The organism is Methylobacterium marchantiae (genome assembly GCF_042679825.1).
GTDB lineage: Bacteria > Pseudomonadota > Alphaproteobacteria > Rhizobiales > Beijerinckiaceae > Methylobacterium > Methylobacterium marchantiae.
The window spans coordinates 1-19130 of sequence record NZ_JBHTND010000038.1 but is presented as its reverse complement, the minus strand read 5'-3'; the positions used below and the strand labels follow the sequence as shown (position 1 = coordinate 19130).

Here is a 19130-nt window from a genome sequence, read left to right as displayed (position 1 = left end):
CGTCAGCCCGGCAGCTGGCCGAGGGTTTCGGGCGAAGCGGGAAGTCCGCCCGCCGGCGACCACAGCCTCTCGCAAAAGAAGCGCTCGCGCAGGAGCATCACCAGGGCCGCGCGCTTGTGCGGAAAATCGAAGGTCTTGATCCGGGCGAAGCCCGACCGTTCCAGGTTGCGCAATTGCTGCACATGGTCGGCCTTGGGCTCGCCGACGATCCGCTCCGTGCGCGGGTTGTCGAGGAAGAGCGCGTGCATCAGCGAGGGCAGCCAGGCCGAGATGTAGGCCTTGCCGCGGAACCGGCTCTCGCCGATCAGGACATGCCAGCCGCGGTCGTAATCCTGCACGTCGTAGAACGGCGCGAGGCGGTTTTCCTTGGCCCAGTAGATCTCGAAATAGCCGAACGGTTCACCGCCGATCGTCCCGATCATCGGGATCATGTGCGGGTCGGCGATGAGGCCCGCGAGATAGGCCTCGTGCTTGGCGCGCGGGCCGGCCTCGCCCCAGGCCGCATCGACCACCGGATCGTTGAACCAGCGATGCAGGGTGTCGACGTCGTCGAGCGTGGCGGCTCGGAACGCCACGGCCTCCCCGAGCCAGGGGATGAAGCGGGAATAGATCGCGCCCGTGGGCTTGGGTGGCCGCTGCGGATGGCGCTTGCCGCCGCTCATCACCGGGCGAGCCGGAAAGTCGCGCGACACGAGGCTGGCGAGCCAGGGCTCCGGGCGCTGCCACAGCATCGTCGGATCGACGGCCAGTGCATCGCCTTCCCGCATTGCGAGCCCGCGCGCCGTGAGATCCTCGGCGAGGGTGGCGAAGCTCGCCGGATCGAGCCCGATCCGCTCTGCTTCTGGATGCGTCGCAGAGACCATCTCGAAGGCCGCCGTCACGCCGGCCAGCGCCTCCGCCGGATCGGGCCTCGCGGGTTCCTCGAACGAGAGGTGCAGGCCGTGCCCATTCCGCTCCTGGAGCCTCAGGCGCAGGCCGACCCGTCCATCGGAGACGACGCTCAGCCGGTCGCCGTCGCGAAAGACCTCGACGGGACGGCCTGTCGCCTCGCCGCATCGAAAGGGAAGTGTTGCCTGGAGCATCGCGTCTCGTCGTCCGCCTGAACCGGCATCCGCGAGCGGGACGCCTTCTGGAGACAGGACGCCCGAGCATGCCGGAAATTTAAGCGCGCGCATCGATCTCGTCATGATCGGACGAGGCCGCTTCGGCCCTGGACCACCCGAGACCAGCCGGGCTGGCCTTCGGTGCGCCCTGCGTGCATGCTGACGTCGACGCAACCGATCACGATCGGAATACGATGCCTCGCATGCAGGGGATGGCGCCGACCTATGCATGAAGGCAGTTGGTGCGGATTCAGCGTTTCGAATCAGCATAACTCCTTCCGGGATGCGATGAATCCTTGTCCAGATCTAAATAAAAGCATCGTCGTCTGAGTTTAGAAGACTTCTAATTCAAATATTTTCTGGTCAATGCCACCTTGTAAGTCGGCGCGAGTTGCCTCTTTAGCCTGAGCATAGAGCGGGAATGTCGGGTTGCTCGGACATCTCTCACGTCTTCCCGACGGTCCGAGCATCACGAGCGGGCATCACGAGAAGGTCGTCCATGGCACAGACTCATCCGCCTCATCCGCATTCGTCGCGAGGCGGCATCGGCGCGCCCCTGCTCGCGGCGCTCATCGCCGAGCAGGCGGGGCTCGTCGCCTACGCGACGCAAATTCTCCGCGACCGCTCGGCGGCCGAGGACGTGGTTCAGGAAGTGGTCCTCAAGCTGTGCGAGGAAACCGGTGACGAGGCTCTCCACGGCAGGCGGGTCGAGGCACCCCTCCACTACCTGCGCCGGATGGTCCGGAATGCGGCCATCGACTGGGCGCGTCGGGCGATCCGCGAGCGTTGCCGCTTCGTGCCGGACGAGCAGGCCGATTCGGTCGCCGCCCCCTGCGCCTGCCCCCACGACCGGCTGGAACAGTGCCAGGCCCTGAAGGCTGCGCTGGCCGCCCTGGAGACGACCTCCGAGCGCACGCGCAGGGTCTTCCTGGCCCACAGGATCGACGGCATTCCCCAGACCGTTCTCGCCCGCGAGAACGGCGTGTCGCCGACGCTGGTGAACTTCATGATCCGGGACGGCACGGCCTTGTGCCGGTCCGCCGCCGCCTGAACGTTCGAGCGACCGGCGTCGTGGGAGATGCGCGTGCGGGAGGCGGGTGTGCGGAGGAAACCGCACGGACATCCGGATGGCATGCGGGGGACGTCACCGGTCGTGTCCCAGGCATTGGTGTAGCTGAGAGGCGGTTATCGGCGATTGCCGGCGAGATGATGACCCTGCGTGGCCTCATGGAGAAGAGTGCCGACGCGGAGTCCACTTCATGAGGAACGTGCTCGCTGATCCTCCCCTGATTTCACGGACGCCCCTGATACGCTCGTTACGGGCGGGGAAGGTGTTTGATGGCCAAGAGGCGACGCGAGTTTGCTTCGCCGCACCTTCGGTGTCACGCCCGAGTTCAAACGCGAGGCGGTGGCCCTGCTGGAAAGCAGCGGCCGGCCGCAGATGTAGATCGCGGCCGAACTTGGGATCCAACCCTCGATGCTGAGGCCGTGGCGCACGGCGCTGATGGGAGGCTCTTCACCACCGCGGGCAGCAGGATCGCAGGGATCCGCGCTTGCGAGCCCGGTGGCTTCCCCCTCCGACCAGGCCGCCGAGATCGCCCGTCTGCGGCGTGAGCTCGATCGGACGCGCATGGAGCGCGACGTCCCAAAAAAAGCGATCGGCATCTTCGCGGAGATGCCAAAGTGACGTTCGCCTTCATCGATCAGCATGCGAGCATCTGGCCGGTGCGTCTCATGTGCCGCGTGCTCGAAGTCTCCCCCGGCGGCTATGACGACTGGCGTTCCCGCCCCGAGAGCGCTCGGTCGGTGCCGAACCGTCAACTCCTCGACGACGTCCGGCGTATCCATGACGGGCATCGTATGCGGACCGAGCTGACGCAGGCCGCCCTGATGATGGCGACCCAACGGCAACGACCGGGGGGCCGGCCTCATCTGTCACTCGGATCGCGGCAGCCAATACGCGGCCGAGAACTACAGAGCGCAGCGTGCCGACGTTAAGGCGACGCCCTCCATGAGCCGGACGTGCTGCTGCTACGATAACGCCCCGATGGAGAGCTTCTTCCATACCCTCGAGGTCGAGCTCGTCCACCAGCGACGATGGGCGACCCGGGACGAGGCCCGACGCGACCTGTTCGCCTACATCGCAGGATCCTACAACCGACAGCGCGTTCACTCGGCACTCGGTTACATCGCACCCGAGCGGGTCGAACAGAACGCAAGCTAACCCCGTGTCCGTGTAATCGGGGGGAGGATCAAGTGAACTTAAATATGGTCTCCTGATACGCAAAACCGCGTTGATGAAAATCGCCTTCCGCAACGCCTTGCATCCGGTTATCGCCATCCATCATCGGGCCGGATCGTAGGCCGGCTCGGTACTGGAGCCATCCCGTTGATCCTAGCCCAAAGCGACGTCATCTCGATAGACGACGGTCCGGACAAGTGTGCAGCCGGCTCCATGGCGGTGATTGCGCGAAGGCTCGACGTTCTACCACTGACACACCTCCACGGGGCAATTCTCGCCGTCTGCATCTTCGGTCTCTTCACGGACGTCGCCGAAGTCGCCTTGAGCAATGCCTTCGCGGCGATCTTCACGGCGCCCCCCTACAACATGCCGCGTGGCAGTCTGTCCCTGCTTCTCGCCTCAGTCTTTGCAGGCGGGGCGGTGGGCGCGCCCATCTTCGGCATGCTTGGCGACCGCTTCGGGCGTCGGCGCGCGCTCCAAGCTTCACTCGGCTTAATGGCCGCCGGATCGCTGGCTGCTGCCTTGAGCCCCGGTCTAGCGTCGCTGACACTCGCGCGCGCCTTGTCGGGTTTCGCCATCGGCGGTTTTCCCCCGCTGGCCGCAACCTACCTTGCCGACGTGATGCCACCGCGCAGGCGTGGCGCGATGCTGTTAGTGTGTAGTGGTCTCGGCTCCCTCGGTGGGGTCGCCGTGATCGGTCTCGTTTACGCCCTCGCACTCACGCCGCCCCTCGGGGTCGAGCCGTGGCGTTGGGTGCTCGGACTCGGCGCGGTCCTGGCTGTCTTGGGGGCCGTGCTGTTCGGGCTGATGCCTGAGTCGCCACGCTGGCTCGCCTCGGTCGGACGCACTGTGGAGGCCGACCGCGTCTGTCGACGCTTCGAGCATGCGGCCCGGATCGCGCCGTCAGCGAGCTTGGACGAGATCGCTCCGGTGCCAGGGAGCGTTCTGCGGGTCGGGTTGGACGCGCCATACTCTGCGCCTGCGCAGAGGCGCAGAACAGTCCTGTTCATCGCCCTCTACACCGTCGCCCCTTGGGCAACCTTGGGGTTTCCCCTGCTCAGCTCGGTCGTGATGCTGCAGAAGGGGTTCCGGGTCGATCAATCCCTCATCTTCGGAGCCTTATCGCTTTTGGGTCCGCTCCTGGGAACCACCCTCACTGCCCTCGTCATTGACCGCCTGGAGCGGCGCGCCTGCCTTGTCGCCTTGGCAGGGACGATGGCGATGCTTGGCACGGTCTTCGCCTCTAGCAGCACTTTCTCCGCCTTGGTTCTGTCCGGCATCGCGTTCAACACGGCTGCAGCGACCTATGGCGGCATCCTGGTGATCTACACGACGGAAATCTTGCCGACGTCCGTGCGCGCCAGGGCGCTCGCCTACGCCTGGGCGGGCGGCCGGGTCTCCTCCGCACTAGCGCCGATCGTTCTGCTGCCCATTCTCGCGGCCAACGGCCCACATACGATGTTCGCCGTGATCACGACCGCCCTGGTCTTCAGCGGCATCCTCGTTCTCGGAGGGCCGCGCGGCCTATCCGGCAAGGGTGTGGCGTAATTCGCCAGAGCCGGTATTCACTTCCCAGTCGGGTCCTTGAGCTAACCGTTCCACCGCCGGCAGATCGCATAGCCAGGAAGGGACGACGTCGTTCTCGCGGCTTCGGTTCGTTCAGACGATGTGGCCGATGTTGGGCCGGATTTCGTAATCATTGACCTGAATAGGCTCATCACAAACGGCATTGGCTTTTCTGATGGGTTTACGCCGTGCCCGGCTGCTCGGGCATCCTGGTGGCGGTACTGACTGGCCGAGAGTTCTCGGGGCACGCCGGACACCTCGAAATGCCCCTTCCATGCGGGGCGGTGCCGTGATTCCCTGATGCTATCGGCGTGGGAGGCTCGAATGGGTCAGCCGGGGGTCTTCGATCTGGATGAGCGCTATCAGCGGCTGTCCGAGAGCGGCGATCCTCTGGTGACGCTCGCGGCCCTGATCGATTTCGAGGCGTTCCGGCCGAAGCCGGCGACCGCGCTGAAGCGGTCCGATGGATCGAGGGGTGGCCGCCTGCCCTACGACCCGGCGCTGATGTTCAAGACCCGATCCTTCAGACGCTCTACACGCTGTCGGACGACGCCATGGAGTTTCGCTCCGCGCCCTTCGGGTCGATCCGGGATCGGCTCTCGTTCATGCGCTTCCTCGGTCTCGGCTTCGAGGACGCGGTGCCCGACGCCAAGACGGTGTGGCTGTTCCGAGAGCAGCTAACCCGAGCGGAGCAATCGAGGAGCTCTTTGCCGCCTTCGACGCCTGGCTGAAGGGCAAGAGCTACCTCGCAATGTCGGGGCAGATCATCGACGCTCCGATCATCGCGGCCCCGCGCCAACGCAACACCGACGCGGAGAAGGCGGCTCTAAAGGAAGGCCGGGTCCCGGAGGAATGGGCGGCCAAGCCGAAAAACTCGCTCAGAAGGATCGCGATGCTCGCTGGACGCTGAAGCGAGCCAAGGCGCGTCCCGCAAAGGCTGACGGCGCGCTCCGATGTGCGTGAGCGGACGTCGGACAGACACCGCGGCAGGCCGAATGCGAGACGGTAGAGGAACACCCGCTGCCCAGCCGTGCCCGAGTTCCGCCTCCGGCGCAGACCGGAGTCACGTCTCAGGCGCTTCGACGAGGTCGCGGCGCCCGGCCCCCTCGCTCTTCGTTGAGCTCGCGGCCCTGGCGGTTTATGGACATCCCCATGGACCTCCAAGTTTCCGCGAGTCGATCCCCGGCTCCCCTCGCCTGCAAGCTGCCGCTTTACGGGAAAGCGGCGCCGTTCCTGCCTATGAGCCGCGCCGAGATGGACAGGCTCGGGTGGGATGCCTGCGACATCGTCCTGGTGACGGGCGACGCCTATGTCGATCATCCGAGCTTCGGGATGGCCATCATCGGCCGGCTGCTCGAATCGCAGGGATTCCGGGTCGGCATCATCGCGCAGCCCGACTGGCAATCGGCGGAGCCGTTCAAGGCGCTGGGCCGGCCGAGGCTGTTCTTCGGCGTCACCGGCGGCAATCTCGATTCGATGGTGAACCGCTACACGGCGGACCGCCGCCTGCGAAGCGACGACGCCTATACGGCGGGTGGGGAAGGCGGCGCCCGCCCGGACCGCTGCACCATCGTCTACACGCAGCGCTGCCGCGAGGCCTACAAGGACGTGCCGATCATCCTCGGCGGCATCGAGGCGTCGCTCCGCCGCATCGCCCATTACGATTACTGGTCCGACAAGGTGCGCCGCTCGATCCTAGCGGACGCCAAGGCCGATCTGCTCCTCTACGGCAACGCCGAGCGCGCCGTGGTCGAGGTGGCCAGCCGCCTCGCGGCCGGCGAGGCGCCGCATGAGCTCGACTCCGTCCGGGGCGTCGCCCTGTTCCGCCGCGTGCCCGAGCACTACACCGAGCTGCCCGCCGACGATCTCGATTCGGCCGACGAGGCCGCTGCCCGCAAAGGCGGCGAGACCGTGATCCGGCTCCCCGCCTACGACGAGGTCAAGGACGACAAGGAGGCCTATGCCCGCGCCTCGCGGGTGCTGCACCGGGAGGCCAACCCCGGCAACGCCCGCCCCCTCGTCCAGCGCCACGGCGACCGCGACCTCTGGCTGAACCCGCCGCCGATCCCGCTCTCCAGCGAGGAAATGGATGCGGTCTACGACCTGCCCTACGCCCGCGCGCCCCATCCCTCCTACGGCGACGCGAAGATCCCCGCCTGGGACATGATCAAGTTCTCGGTGACGATCATGCGCGGCTGCTTCGGCGGCTGCACCTTCTGCTCCATCACCGAGCACGAGGGCCGCGTCATCCAGAACCGCTCGGAAGGTTCGATCCTGCGCGAGATCGAGCTGATCCGCGACAAGACGCCGGGCTTCACCGGCGTGATCTCGGATGTCGGCGGGCCGACGGCCAACATGTACCGGATGGCGTGCAAGGACCCGAAGATCGAGGCGGCGTGCCGGCTGCCCTCCTGCGTCTTTCCCGACATCTGCCCTAACCTGAACACCTCGCACGACGACCTGATCCGGCTCTATCGCAAGGTCCGCGAGGTGGAGGGCGTCAAGAAGGTGATGGTCGCCTCAGGCGTGCGCTACGACCTCGCGGTCCGAAGCCCCGAATACGTCGAGGAACTCGTGACCCACCACGTCGGTGGCCGTCTCAAGATCGCGCCCGAGCACACCGAGCGCGGCCCCCTCGACCTGATGATGAAACCGGGGATCGGCACCTACGACCGCTTCAAGGAGATGTTCGACGCCGCCGCCAAGAAGGCCGGCAAGAAATACTACCTGATCCCGTACTTCATCGCGGCGCATCCGGGCACCACCGACGAGGACATGATGAACCTCGCCGTCTGGCTCAAGAAGAACGACTATCGCGCCGATCAGGTCCAGACGTTCCTGCCCTCGCCCATGGCGACCGCCACGACGATGTATCACACCGAGATCAATCCGTTGCAGGGCGTGCGGCGCGGCGGCAGCGAGCCGGTCGATGCGATCAAGGGGATGCGGCAGCGCCGGCTGCACAAGGCGTTCCTGCGCTACCACGACCCGGAGAACTGGCCGCTGTTGCGCGAGGCGCTGCGGGCGATGGGCCGCGCGGATCTCATCGGGCCGAGGCCGGACCAGCTCATTCCGCTCTCGCAGCCGCCGGGAACGGGCTCGGGCAAGGCGGGAGGCAAGGTGGGAGGCCAGCTGCGCCCCATGCGCCATCCGGGCGCGCCGCGCTTCACCACCAAGGGCGTGCCGCTGAGGAAGTGACGGTCTAGCCCGCCCGGCAACCGGCTGTTGGGAGTGCGGCTTTCTCGGCTCTACACCCCGAAGGAGACAAGCAGAAAGCCATCCGACCACGCCATCCGTCATGGCTCCCCCGGAAGCGGTCACTCGGAGACGGGGGACACGACGGTCGTCATCGTCGGCGAGGGATCTCATCTCTCCGTCCGACGCGCCCCCGTCCGGGAACGTTCGCCTGATTCACATGGTCGGGGGCAGCCCTGCGATCCTGGGGATAACCTGAATCGCCGTAGCCAGACTCACGCCGAGACCGGTTTGCGGGTGGAGAGTACGTGGCGCGGTAGCTGCGCGGGCCGATCACGGGAAGCAGGAGGTTTCTGGCCCAGCCCGGCATCCGCGCGGTGCGGGACAGGCGATCGGTCATGGCCTGGACATGGGCCACGCGATGCCGGCGCAGCGCGTCGTAATTTGTACCCACCGTGCCCCAGTCCGCCCGCTCCGCGAGCAGAGCGCTCAGCACAAGCGCGTCTTCCAGGGCGAGGGCGGCGCCCTGGGCCCAGACGGGCGCCGTCGCATGGGCGGCATCTCCCACCAGCACCACCCGATCTCGGGTCCAGCTCGGGATCCGAACCTCTTCGAGCGGTGAGTGATAGAGCGCTTTTGGCCGAGCCAAGACCGACCCGAGGGTGTCGCGGACGAGACGCGGGAACGATGCGAAGGCAGCGCGCGAGGCGGCCAAGTCATGCCCCTGTCCGGCAGCCTTGCCAACGGAGACCCAGCCATAGACCTCGCCCCGGTCGACGGGGATGAGCAGGAACAATCCATCCGATCCTGCCCAGAGTGTCCAGGCGTCGAGGCCCGGATTCGGCGCCATGAGGCGTCAGCTCGCCGGGGCCAGCATCGCCGCATCGGGCGCACGACCGCCGAGCACGCTGCGTCGGACCCGCGAATGCACCCCGTCCGCGCCGACGAGCAGTCGCCCGGTTTCGACACGCCCGTCCCCGCATTCGGCCGTGACGCCGTGCGGCCCCTGCCTGACGGCGGCGACCTCGCATGCGCGTCGGATGTCGCCCGGGTCGAGGTCGAGCGTCAGAAGGCGCAGCAGGTCGGCGCGACGGAGGCAATGTGGCCGTGCCTCCTCGCCCCAGAACGCCGTCTCGTCGACGGCGAAGAGGAGACGCCCGCTTTCGGTGCGGTACTCGCGCCGACGAACGGGCGAGCCGACCCTGCGCAGGGCTTCCCCCAAGCCGAGTTGGCCGAGAGCCTGGACCGCGTTGCTCGGCAGATTGATGGCGAGGCCCGCATCCGCCGGCTCCCCCCGACGCTCGAGGGTGAGCGACGGCAGCCCGCGCCGCCGCAGCGCCCGCCGCATGGCGAGGCCTGCGATGCCGCCACCGGCGATGAGCACCCTGCCTGTTTCGCGATCGTCCATCGTGTTTCGCCTCGCAGCCTGCCTCGACGTTATCGGGACCCGGCTGCCGTCGGGCGCGTGACCATGCTGGAGAAGACGCCATCCCGGCGGATCAGCCCATGCATCAGAGCCGCCCCCAGATGAGCGAGGATGAGACCGAACAGGGTGTAGGCCAGGATTGTGTGAAGCGGACGGAGCCACGCATAAAGGCTGGGATCGCGCGGCAGGATCGGCGGCAAGACGAGGGAGCCGGCGAGCCCGATCGGATAGCCGGCCGCCGACAGCATCGCCCAGCCGAGCAGCGGCAGCGCGAGCATCAGCCCGTAAAGCAGGGTGTGCGAGACAAGAGCCGCCCGCCGCTGCCAGCCTGGAAGGTCCAATGGCAGTTCGGGCGGCGGATGGCGCCAGCGGTTGAGCAGGCGCAGCACCGCAAGAATGAGGATGCCCATTCCGAGAGGGCGATGCAGCGCGACCAGGGTGTGGTAATGCGCCAACGAGGTCATCATCGCCACGCCGATGAACAGCATGGCGAAGATCAGGCCCGCCATGGTCCAGTGCAGCAGCTTGGCCGGCCGGTTGAATCGCGCGGTGTGGCTCACAATCCGGCTCCTGAAGCGGAGGTGTCGTGGACGGCGCTCGGCGCCTTCGGTTCGCCGGCGCGGCGCGTGAAGGATTGCGAATAGGCCGCCGAGCGTGCGCTGAGCAGCGGATCGTCCGATCCGATGATGCCGGCGGGCAGGACGAGGGGGTCGAAATTGACGTCCCGGCAATTGCCAGCCGCTTCCGGCTGCGTCGCGGCGACGATCACGGTCCCGATGTCGAGGTTCCGCCGCTCGACCGGCCAGGGAAGCGTCGCATCTGCCGTAGGGTCGCCGGGCTGACCGAGGGTGACGACGAGGCGCCAGTGCACGGGCGCCCGGCGGACGGCAGAGTCGAAGTCGTCGAACAGAACGTTCTTGTCCGCGCGAGCGCGCTCGGCTGGGCTCTCCACCGAGGCGGCCTGTTCCGGCACGAACGCCCAGCGTATGGGCGTCCGGGTGCCGTCCGCGGCGATGAACCGGAAGGCGTTCAGGCTCCGGAAGGTGTCGTCGGCGAAGCCGGATGTGATCGTCCGCGCCTTGATCAGGGCCGCCGCTTTCGCGCTCTCGGGATGCGCGGCGAAGAACGCCTTGAGCGCCTCGGGATCGGGCTTGCCCGTGGCCGGATCGGGTTTGGCGGCGAGGAGCTGCGCGTAGAATGCCTCCGGGGTGCGGACCGGGAAGACCGGGATGTCGTTGTTGCCGGTGCGCCATTCCTCGCCGTCGGGAAGGTGGAACCGCAGCGCGAGGCTGCGCACCGTCGTGGCCGCGTCCGCCGCGTAGGGCTGGCCGCCCGCCAGTGCGATGCGACCGGTGACGGGCGTCACCCGGCCCGCGCCGAACAGCGACGCCATCGACACGCGCGCGCCTCGGCCGCTGCTCTCGAAGCGCCCGGCGAGGCAGAGCCCCTTGGCGTGATTGCGCCGAAAGCCCGGATGGGGGCCATTCACCTGCTCGAAGCGATCGACGATCCGCGCCTGGATCAGGTCACCGGGAGAGAGCCAGCCGCCGGCATAGGCGAAGGCCCCCGTCGTGCCGGCGACGAGCACCCCGATGGCGGCGAGGCGGAAATAGGTTGAACGCGGGCTCAGGCCCGGATCGGCCCCGGCGAGGTCGTTGAGGAGGGACATATCGGACCTTCAGCTGGCTTTCGCCGTGGCGCGGCGGATCTCGTTGGCGAGCGGGTGCAGGATCGTGGGGTCGGCCGCACCCACGAGGCTGTAGCCGAGCCCGTCCTGGGCCCAGGCGTAGCCGTTCGACGTCTCCGTCGTGTGGGCGCGCATCGGCGCGTCGCCGGGAACGCTCATGGGCCGCATCAGCATGACGAAGCGCGCGCCGTGCCCATCGTCGTACATCAGCAGCCCGGCGGGCCCCTGCGGCGTTGCGACGAGACGCCCGCCCATGAGGCGGTAGCCGGAGCCGCTCAGGTCCGGCACGGCGACCGGCCGCTTCATCCGGGCGGAGAACCAGCCGGCGAGTTCGCCCCGGTCGGCGGCGGCGAGTTCGACGGGGCGGGTATGGTCGGGCGCATAGACCGCGTAGTTCATGCTCGCGGACTGAGCCAGCGCCTCGATACCGGTGGGCACGGACGAGACCACTTCGCGCAGGCCCCAGCCACCGGCGCCTCCGACGAGCAGCAGCAGCCCCGCCGCCATCGCCTGCCAGACCGGACGTGCCGGCCGGCGGCGCGCCTCGGCGATGCGCGTCAGGTTGAGCCGGGCCGGCACCGGCTCGGCGGCGATGGGCGCGAAGGCGGCCCGCATGTCCTCGCGCAGGGCGATCATGCGCTCGACCCGCGCCCACGCCCCGGGATGGGCATCGAGATAGGCCTCGACCTCGTTCCTCCGGGCGGTATCGAGCCGCTCGTCCACGAGGCCCTGGAGATCGTCTTCGCAGATCGGTCGCATGATCATTTCACCCTCCGCAGGAGCGGGCGCTTGGCAGAGACGGCAGCTTCGGTGCCGTCCATCAACTGGATCATTCGGTCCCGAGCCCGGGACAGGCGGGACATCACGGTCCCGGTCGGAATGGCGAGGATTTCGGCGGTCTCGGCGTAGGACAGGCCCTCCACCGTCACCAGCAGGAGCACACTGCGCTGCTCTTCCGGCAGGGCGTCCAGCGCCGTCATCAGGTCCCGGTGGCGCAGGCCGCTCTCCTGCGTCGGCGCCACCGCGAGGTTCGCCTCCGCCGTGTCTTCGATCGGCATGTGAGCCCCGCGTCGGGCGCGCTGGCGCATCTGCGTCATGGCGAGGTTGTGGAGAATCGCGAAGAGCCAGGTCCGGGCATCGCCGTCGGCCTGGCGTTGGTGCCAGCGACTGACTGCCTTCTCCAAACAGTCCTGCACCAGATCGTCCGCATCGGTCGGATTGCGCAGGAGGGCCCGCGCATAGCGGCGTAGCGCTGGGATCAGCGGCTCGATGAGGCGCATCATGTCCGTCATGTCCGGTCTTCTGGCATGGGCGGGGCTCCTGCATTCGCACCAGCCGGACCGGAGATCTTCCGGGGCTGGCTACGGAGGCATGGACGCTGCGAAATCGTGATTATTCCAAATCCGCACGAACAAATTCGCACTCGGCATCGATTATTCGATCACGCGATATGGTCCCGATCATGAGGACAGAATTTTTCGACAGGGCATGGAATAAGCAGCCGAAGACGTCGTCTGTCCGGCATCGCTGCTTGATGATGTTGAATCGAGCGGGAAACACTGGAGACCTGACATGATGATGATCAAGACCTTTTCAGCCGTCTTTTTTGCGTCCGCCTGCACTCTCGCCGCCCTAACTGGGGTCTCCGAAGCCCGAACGGTCCCGCATCAGACGGAAAGCCCGGCGAACACCGGCTCGATCCTGGCGCCTGCGCAGTCGGCGTACCGGCTCGGCGGGCCGGACACCGACAGCGGAAACGTCAAGAACCCCGCTCTGCCCGGCTATGCCCAGGCCCGTGGCCAGGAGACCGGCGGTCCCGCCCGCGAGTTGATCCCGAACTAGGATCATGCCGGCTTATGGGGTCCGTATTCGGTAGGATTGGGCGCCATGCCGCGTCGGACGTCGGTGTCGAGACACGGGCCTAGAGCAAGACACACGGGCCTAAAGACTGTGTCCTGCGAGGCGCTCAGCGAGATACCGGTTCCTGAATACCTCGGTGAACCTGAAGGGCGCCAACCTGAAGGGGTGAGCCTCGGTCGCTCGCGCCTGGAATACGCAGACCTGATCGACGCCGACCTGACCGACGTGGTGCCAATGGGGGCCGACCTGTCGGGAGCGACCCTCACCGGTGCGGCCCTCGCCGGGGCCGACTTCAGGAACGTCGACGTCAGCGGCACCCGCCTCGTGTCCCTCAAGGGCCAGGACAGCGCCAAGGACTGGTCGGCCCGGGTGAACGTCGACCGCGCGATCATCCAGGCGTCAAACTGAGTCCCCCTTCATACGCCCGTCCAAGGATCAGCACCCATGTTCACCCTACGCACCATGGGCAGCCCCCGCCTGCTCGAGAGGCTCGTGGCTCCCGTCATAGCGGAACGGGAACAAGCGTCGTGAGAGCATGAGCGGGAGAGCGGAACGGCAGGGTGAGGCGGACGGGACCGAGGAAGCGCGGGATCTGCATCCGCGCAAGTTCGATCTTCTCAACCTGACCCTGGTCGACGTGAAAGGAGGGCTACGGCCCTATCTCAATGTCTTCCTGCTGGTACATCGGGACCCTCGGCATCCTGCTTCGCCATGTCGACCAGCCGACTGCCGAGCGGCTCGCGGACATCGCCAATCGCGCGCTGTCGAGCCTCGGCGAGTATGTCCCTCACGGGTCAGCTTGAGGACGCGCTGACGGACCTCTCCGGGGCGCTGCAGGAGCGGTGTTTCACCACCGTTTCCGGTGCTGTTTCGAAATCCAAGGCAGAGCTTGCAGCCAGCTTGGGGAAACTCAATTCACGTTCGACGCGGGTTCCCAGGACCACGTCGTAGCGAATCGCAGGCAGGTATGTGCGATAATATAGATGATCACCGCTGCGCCCGCCCGCGAGCTATGCTTTGACGAAAGCCGATCCGGCTATCAGTTCAGTCCAAGCTGCGACTTGCTCGTCAGATATCCGTTGCGGAACGACAGGGTGAGGTTCGCACCGTAGCTGCCAGTCCCGCGCCAAGAGTAGGTCGACCGGTGAGTCTTGCCGATCCTCATGCTGGTCACCGCCCGCCCGTGGCAGCCGAGGATCTCGACGGCGCGTCGGTAGCTCATGCCGTGTTCAAGAGCACCATACGCTGCGCGTGTAGTCCGGCACTCGGAAGAGGTCGCGCTCGTGGGTGCTATGCCAACGGCGAGGAGGGCGGCCACAGCGGCCGCGGAACGGAGGTTCGACATGGGGGACCAGCAATGTAACGGCAATGTCGGGTGGGGGCGGGAGGAACATCAGGCGGTGGCATCGAGCCCAACGCTCAGCCGGGTTTGCCCGATGCCGGCACGGCCGCATCATCGGGCTTTCGCTCCGGTTCGATCTCGCCCGCCGATTGCACCAGGACTTTGAGGTCCTGACGCATCTCCTGGAGGTGATCGACCACGACCCGGTCGCCGTCGGAGAGACCGTCGAGGATCGCGGTGTTCTCGCCATAGGTGTCACCGGTGGTGACGGGCCTCTGCTGAACCGTTCCGCTGGCGTCGACGACGTAGACGATCTGCTGCGCCAGCTGCGCGTCGAGGGAGGCGGTCGGAACCAGTAGCCTGTCCTTGGTGCCGGTCCGGATGCTGGCGCGGACGAACTGACCCGGCAGGAAGCGTTCGTCGTCATTCGGCATCAGGGCGCGGACGAGGCGGCGGGCGGTACGGGGATCGAAGCGGTTGTCGAGCTGGTAGATCTTGGCCTCGCGCACGGGCTTACCCTCGGCATCGAGGACCGCGACAGTGATGCCGCCGTCCTTCATCGCCGCCCGGACCGCCTCGGAATCCTCCGCCGAGAGCGCCATCTGGATGTCGATCGGATCGAGCTGGACCACCGAGACCAGCTGCGTCTGGTTCTCGATGACGAGGTCGCCCGGATTGATGGTCGAGAGGCTGGCACGTCCGTCGAAGGGAGCGTTCACGATCGCGTAATCGAGGTTCAGGTTCTGCCGGGCCATCGCGGCTTCCGCCCCCTGCACCTGCGCGACGGCGGAGGTCCGATTCGATTGCAGCTGCTGGAAGCGTTGCTCGGTGGCGTAGCCCTTGTCGGCCAAGGATTCGGTGCGGTCGACCTCTGCCTGCGCGAAGGTGAGTTGCGCCTGGGCCTGGGCCTGTTGCGACTTGGCGGTCTGGAGTGCCACCTCGAACGGGCGGGGATCGATGCGAAAGAGCACCTGTCCCTTCTTGACGTGACCGCCCGGCTCGAAGGGCCGCTCCATGACGTTGCCGGTCACCCGCGCCTGGAGCGTGGCGTCCTGCTGCGAGATGATGGTGCCCGTATAGGTGAAGCTGATCGGGACCTGAACCTTGCGGGCGGTGACGATCCGGATCTCCAGCGGCGGGTCCTCCGGTTCGGCCGCAGGTTTCGCGCTGGTAAAAGGCAGGGCAGCAATCATTCGGTCCGGGGTGGGGCGGCCAACCGCGTACCATCCACCCGCACCCGCCAAAACGACCAGCCCCACCCCAATCCCGACCTTCATTGTTGTCCGCACCGTTGACGCTCCCGGAACCGGCGGGCGGGTCCAACGCGACCGCCCGGCGCCAGAGGAACACGCCCGAGGACCGGACGTTGCATCGCCGGGTCGACGATTGCGGCTCGGACTGGACCTCACGATCCCGCATGTTCGCTCGCTTCGTCGATCGGCCGGTACTTGCCGGCGTTATCTCCGTCCTCATCACGCTCATCGGCGCGGTGGCGGGCCTGACTCTGCCCATCGCGCAATTTCCAGAGATCGCGCCGCCGATCATCAACATCCAGGCGACCTATCCGGGTGCCAGCGCGCAGCAGGCCTACGAGGCCATCGCGATCCCCCTGGAGCAGGAGATCAACGGCGCGCAGAACCTGCTCTACATCAATTCGACCAGCAACACCGACGGCAGCGTCAGCATGGACGCGACCTTCGAGGTCGGCTCCGACCTCGATGCCGCCGCCGCCGAAGTGCTCACCCGCGCCAACCGGGCGGAGGCCAAGCTCCCGCCCTCGGTGAACGCGCAGGGGCTCGAGATCACGAAGAGTTCGCGCCAGCGGCTGGGCAACATCGTCCTCTACGCGGAAGACGGTGCGCCCTACGATGAGCTCTTCCTGGCCAACTGGGCCGAGACGCAGGTGATCAAGCCCCTGCGGCGCGTGCAGGGCATGGGCCGCATCGTCAACTTCTCGAACAAGCGCTACGCCATGCGGGTCTGGCTCGATCCGCTCAAAATGGAGGCGCTCGGCATAAGCCCCGGCGCGGTCACCACCGCCATCAGCCAGCAGAACGCCCAGATCACCACCGGCACCCTCGGCAAGCCGCCGGTGGATCAGGCGACCGCCTTCGAGCTGCAGCTCGTGACGCAGGGACGCCTGCGTCAGCCCGAGGAGTTCGGCAACATCCTCTTGCGGGCGAACCCGGACGGGTCGGTGGTGCGCATCCGCGACGTCGCCCGGGTCGAACTCGGCTCCGAGCAGTACGGCGTCCGGTCGAGCTTCGATGGCGCCCCCTCGGCCACCCTCGGCCTCTACCAGAACCCCGACGCCAATGCCGTGGAGGTCATGGACGGCGCCCGCGCCACCATGAAGGATCTCGCCAAGCGCTTCCCGCCGGGGCTCAAGTACCGGATCGCCCTCGACCGCACCGAATTCGTCAAGGAGGCGATCGCCGAGGTGGTGCACACCCTGTTCGAGGCCCTCGTCCTCGTGGTGATCGTCACCTACCTGTTTCTCCAGAACTGGCGCGCCACCCTGATTCCCGCCATCGCGGTGCCGGTGGCCCTCGTCGGCACGTTCGGGCCGATGGCGCTGCTCGGATTCTCGTTCAACACCTTGAGCCTCCTCGGCATGGTGCTGGCCGTGGGCCTCGTGGTCGACGACGCCATCATCGTCGTCGAGAATACCGAGCGCCTGATGGACGAGGGGATGGCGCCGCGCGAGGCCTCACGCGAGGCCGTCACGGAGGTGGCCGGCCCCGTCATCGCCACCACCCTGGTCCTGGCGGCCCTGTTCGTGCCGGTGGCCTTCATTCCCGGGCTCACCGGCAAACTCTACAACCAGTTCGCCCTCACCATCGCCATCTCGGTGATGATCTCGGCGGTGGTCTCGCTGACCCTGACCCCGGCCCTGTGCGGGTTGATCCTGAAGCATCGCGACGCGGACGCTAAGGACGAGAGCCGTTGGCGCGCCCCCCTGCGCTGGTTCAACACCCTGCTGGAAGGCGCCAGCCGCCGGCTCGTAGCGGCCATCGGTTGGCTCACCGGCCACATCGCCCTGGTGGGGGTCGCCTTCGTGCTCTTCGCCGCCGTGACGGTGTGGATGACGATGCAGCGCCCCTCCGGCTTCGTCCCGGACGAGGATCAGGGCTACTTCTTCGCCGACGTGGTCCTGCCGAAGGGCGCCTCGGTGGCGCGCACCAACGCCATGGTGGACCGCCTGGGCGAGACCCTGCGCGAGATCCCGAGCGTGGAGCACACCATCGGGGTGACCGGGCGCAGTATCCTGGCCGACGCCATCGCACCGTTCTACGGATTCCAGATCCCGACTCTGAAGCCCTGGGGCGAGCGCGAGCAGAGCGTCAACGACGTCATCGCCACGGTGCAGAAGCGTTTCAAGCACGACCCTGACGGACAGGTCCGGGTGGTGAACCCGTCGCCCCTGCCGGGCCTCGGATCACGCAGCGGCCTGACCCTGGAGTTGCAGGATCGCAGCGGCACCGGCGGCTTGAAACTGGCGCAAGCCGCCAACCGCTTCATCGCCGAGATGGAGAAGCTGCCCTCCGTGGGCCGCGCCATCCCCACGACCACCTTCGGCGTGCCGCAGATGCGGCTCGAGATCGACCGGTCCAAGGCCGAGCAGCTCGGCGTGCCGCTGCAGAACCTGTTCGACGCACTCGGAACCTATGTGGGTTCGAGCTTCGTCAATCTCTTCAACCGCTTCGGCTACGTCTATCAGGTCTATGTCCAGAGCGAAGCCTCGGGCCGGCGCACGATCCAGGACGTCGAGGCCCTCACCGTGCTGAACAATCGCGGCGAGCCCGTGCGGCTCGGCTCGCTGATCCAGACGTCCTTCGTCACAGGGCCGACGGCAGTCCTGTCCTACAATACCTACCCGACCATCGAGATCGCGGTCGACACGGCGGAGGGCGCCAGCTCGGGCACCGCCATCGCGGCGATCGAGGCTCTGGCCGAGGCCAAGCTGGCAACGACCTACGCTGTGGAATGGACCGATGTCGCCTATCAGGAGAAGATCGCCGGCGGCTACGCACCGCTGATCTTCGGCCTCGGCACGCTGATGATCTTCCTGCTGCTGGCCGGACAGTACGAGTCCCTGCGCTTACCCTTCGTGATCCTCCTCGGCACGCCGATCGCCATCTTCGGGGCGGTGGGATTCCTCGCCATCCGGGGCCTCGCCCTCGACATCTTCGGGCAGGTCGGGCTCCTGCTGCTGGTAGGATTGGCCGCCAAGAACTCGATCCTGCTGGTCGCCTTCGCCGAGGACCTGCGCAAGCAGGGCGAGGACGTGCTGAAGGCCGCGCAGGACGCCGCCCGCCTTCGTATGCGCCCGATCCTGATGACGTCGTTCGCCTTCATCATGGGGTCTGTGCCCCTCGCCATCGCCAGCGGCGCCGGCGCCAACGCCCGCGTCTCCATGGGGACCGTGGTGATCGGCGGCCTATTAGTCGCGACCTTCATCACCCTGTTCGTGACGCCGACATTCTACGTCGCCTTCGAGCGCCTCCTGGGTAAGCCGGCTGCATCGCGGGAGCAGACTGATGGTACAAGGATGCCTCAGCCGGCGGAGTGATCGCCTGCATCGAAGCAAGATCCTGGCGTGACAGGTTATTGAACCGCGCCGGGTTTTCCGGAGACCATTTGGTTTGGGTTCAGGCGGCCAAGGGTTGAGCCTCGGCTTTGGCATAGTAGCGGGCTTCGGCCTCGGC

General features: G+C 67.0%; 13 protein-coding genes and 3 pseudogenes. 8 read left to right on the top strand and 8 right to left on the bottom strand.

What is annotated here, in order from left to right:
- Positions 1-2 precede the first annotated feature (2 nt).
- The gene (locus ACFQ4G_RS19580; RefSeq protein ID WP_238208759.1) at positions 3-1082 is read right to left on the bottom strand and encodes a GNAT family N-acetyltransferase; all 1080 of its coding nucleotides are present in this window, start codon (positions 1080-1082) and stop codon (positions 3-5) included.
- 520 nt (positions 1083-1602) lie between these two features.
- On the opposite strand from ACFQ4G_RS19580, the gene ACFQ4G_RS19575 reads away from it, so the two are divergent.
- The 5 genes and pseudogenes from ACFQ4G_RS19575 to ACFQ4G_RS19555 all read left to right on the top strand — a co-directional run bounded on the left by ACFQ4G_RS19575 (position 1603) and on the right by ACFQ4G_RS19555 (position 8109).
- Entirely contained in the window at positions 1603-2154 is a 552-nt protein-coding gene (locus ACFQ4G_RS19575; RefSeq protein WP_238208758.1) for a sigma-70 family RNA polymerase sigma factor, read from the top strand.
- Positions 2155-2463: 309 nt separating this feature from the next.
- A pseudogene (locus tag ACFQ4G_RS19570) lies at positions 2464-3327 on the top strand (transposase).
- A gap of 165 nt (positions 3328-3492) precedes the next feature.
- The gene (locus tag ACFQ4G_RS19565) at positions 3493-4893 is read left to right on the top strand and encodes an MFS transporter (protein ID WP_238208757.1); all 1401 of its coding nucleotides are present in this window, start codon (positions 3493-3495) and stop codon (positions 4891-4893) included.
- A 342-nt stretch (positions 4894-5235) separates the two neighbouring features.
- A pseudogene (locus ACFQ4G_RS19560) lies at positions 5236-5856 on the top strand (transposase); the annotation flags it as partial.
- A gap of 294 nt (positions 5857-6150) precedes the next feature.
- Positions 6151-8109 (top strand): YgiQ family radical SAM protein, encoded by a 1959-nt coding sequence (locus tag ACFQ4G_RS19555; protein ID WP_379040904.1) that lies wholly within the window; start codon positions 6151-6153, stop codon positions 8107-8109.
- A 148-nt stretch (positions 8110-8257) separates the two neighbouring features.
- On the opposite strand, the pseudogene ACFQ4G_RS19550 reads toward ACFQ4G_RS19555, so the two are convergent.
- From ACFQ4G_RS19550 to ACFQ4G_RS19530, 5 genes and pseudogenes are all read right to left on the bottom strand, one after another.
- Positions 8258-9454: pseudogene (locus ACFQ4G_RS19550) on the bottom strand (FAD-dependent oxidoreductase).
- A gap of 89 nt (positions 9455-9543) precedes the next feature.
- Positions 9544-10092, bottom strand: a complete 549-nt coding sequence (locus ACFQ4G_RS19545; protein WP_238208755.1) for a cytochrome b — start codon at positions 10090-10092, stop codon at positions 9544-9546.
- On the bottom strand, positions 10089-11201 hold the full coding sequence (locus tag ACFQ4G_RS19540; protein ID WP_238208754.1) for a catalase family peroxidase: 1113 nt from the start codon (positions 11199-11201) through the stop codon (positions 10089-10091). Before ACFQ4G_RS19540 ends, ACFQ4G_RS19545 begins: the two co-directional genes overlap by 4 nt.
- Positions 11202-11210: 9 nt before the next feature.
- Positions 11211-11978: an anti-sigma factor family protein gene (locus ACFQ4G_RS19535; protein ID WP_238208753.1), complete on the bottom strand. Its 768-nt coding sequence runs from the start codon at positions 11976-11978 to the stop codon at positions 11211-11213.
- Between the two features lie 2 nt (positions 11979-11980).
- Positions 11981-12511, bottom strand: a complete 531-nt coding sequence (locus ACFQ4G_RS19530) for a sigma-70 family RNA polymerase sigma factor (protein WP_238208752.1) — start codon at positions 12509-12511, stop codon at positions 11981-11983.
- A gap of 280 nt (positions 12512-12791) precedes the next feature.
- On the opposite strand from ACFQ4G_RS19530, the gene ACFQ4G_RS19525 reads away from it, so the two are divergent.
- Positions 12792-13061: a hypothetical protein gene (locus ACFQ4G_RS19525; RefSeq protein WP_379040890.1), complete on the top strand. Its 270-nt coding sequence runs from the start codon at positions 12792-12794 to the stop codon at positions 13059-13061.
- Positions 13062-13244: 183 nt separating this feature from the next.
- Complete coding sequence (locus ACFQ4G_RS19520; protein ID WP_238208751.1) at positions 13245-13487, top strand: pentapeptide repeat-containing protein; 243 nt, start codon at positions 13245-13247, stop codon at positions 13485-13487.
- Between the two features lie 631 nt (positions 13488-14118).
- On the opposite strand, the gene ACFQ4G_RS19515 is transcribed toward ACFQ4G_RS19520, so the two are convergent.
- Positions 14119-14301, bottom strand: a complete 183-nt coding sequence (locus ACFQ4G_RS19515) for a hypothetical protein (protein WP_238208750.1) — start codon at positions 14299-14301, stop codon at positions 14119-14121.
- A gap of 197 nt (positions 14302-14498) precedes the next feature.
- Positions 14499-15698 (bottom strand): efflux RND transporter periplasmic adaptor subunit, encoded by a 1200-nt coding sequence (locus ACFQ4G_RS19510; protein WP_379040887.1) that lies wholly within the window; start codon positions 15696-15698, stop codon positions 14499-14501.
- Positions 15699-15838: 140 nt separating this feature from the next.
- Between ACFQ4G_RS19510 and ACFQ4G_RS19505 the strand changes: the two genes are divergently transcribed.
- Positions 15839-18994, top strand: a complete 3156-nt coding sequence (locus tag ACFQ4G_RS19505; RefSeq protein ID WP_238208748.1) for an efflux RND transporter permease subunit — start codon at positions 15839-15841, stop codon at positions 18992-18994.
- Positions 18995-19130: the final 136 nt, after the last annotated feature.

Bases quoted from the DNA above. Each gene is read 5' to 3' on its own strand.
- ACFQ4G_RS19580 (WP_238208759.1), bottom strand. From the start codon at position 1,082: ATGCTCCAGGCAACACTTCCCTTTCGATGCGGCGAGGCGACAGGCCGT.
- ACFQ4G_RS19575 (WP_238208758.1), top strand. From the start codon at position 1,603: ATGGCACAGACTCATCCGCCTCATCCGCATTCGTCGCGAGGCGGCATC.
- ACFQ4G_RS19555 (WP_379040904.1), top strand. From the start codon at position 6,151: ATGAGCCGCGCCGAGATGGACAGGCTCGGGTGGGATGCCTGCGACATC.
- ACFQ4G_RS19540 (WP_238208754.1), bottom strand. From the start codon at position 11,201: ATGTCCCTCCTCAACGACCTCGCCGGGGCCGATCCGGGCCTGAGCCCG.
- ACFQ4G_RS19535 (WP_238208753.1), bottom strand. From the start codon at position 11,978: ATGCGACCGATCTGCGAAGACGATCTCCAGGGCCTCGTGGACGAGCGG.
- ACFQ4G_RS19530 (WP_238208752.1), bottom strand. From the start codon at position 12,511: ATGACGGACATGATGCGCCTCATCGAGCCGCTGATCCCAGCGCTACGC.
- ACFQ4G_RS19525 (WP_379040890.1), top strand. From the start codon at position 12,792: ATGATGATGATCAAGACCTTTTCAGCCGTCTTTTTTGCGTCCGCCTGC.
- ACFQ4G_RS19515 (WP_238208750.1), bottom strand. From the start codon at position 14,301: ATGAGCTACCGACGCGCCGTCGAGATCCTCGGCTGCCACGGGCGGGCG.
- ACFQ4G_RS19510 (WP_379040887.1), bottom strand. From the start codon at position 15,698: ATGAAGGTCGGGATTGGGGTGGGGCTGGTCGTTTTGGCGGGTGCGGGT.
- ACFQ4G_RS19505 (WP_238208748.1), top strand. From the start codon at position 15,839: ATGTTCGCTCGCTTCGTCGATCGGCCGGTACTTGCCGGCGTTATCTCC.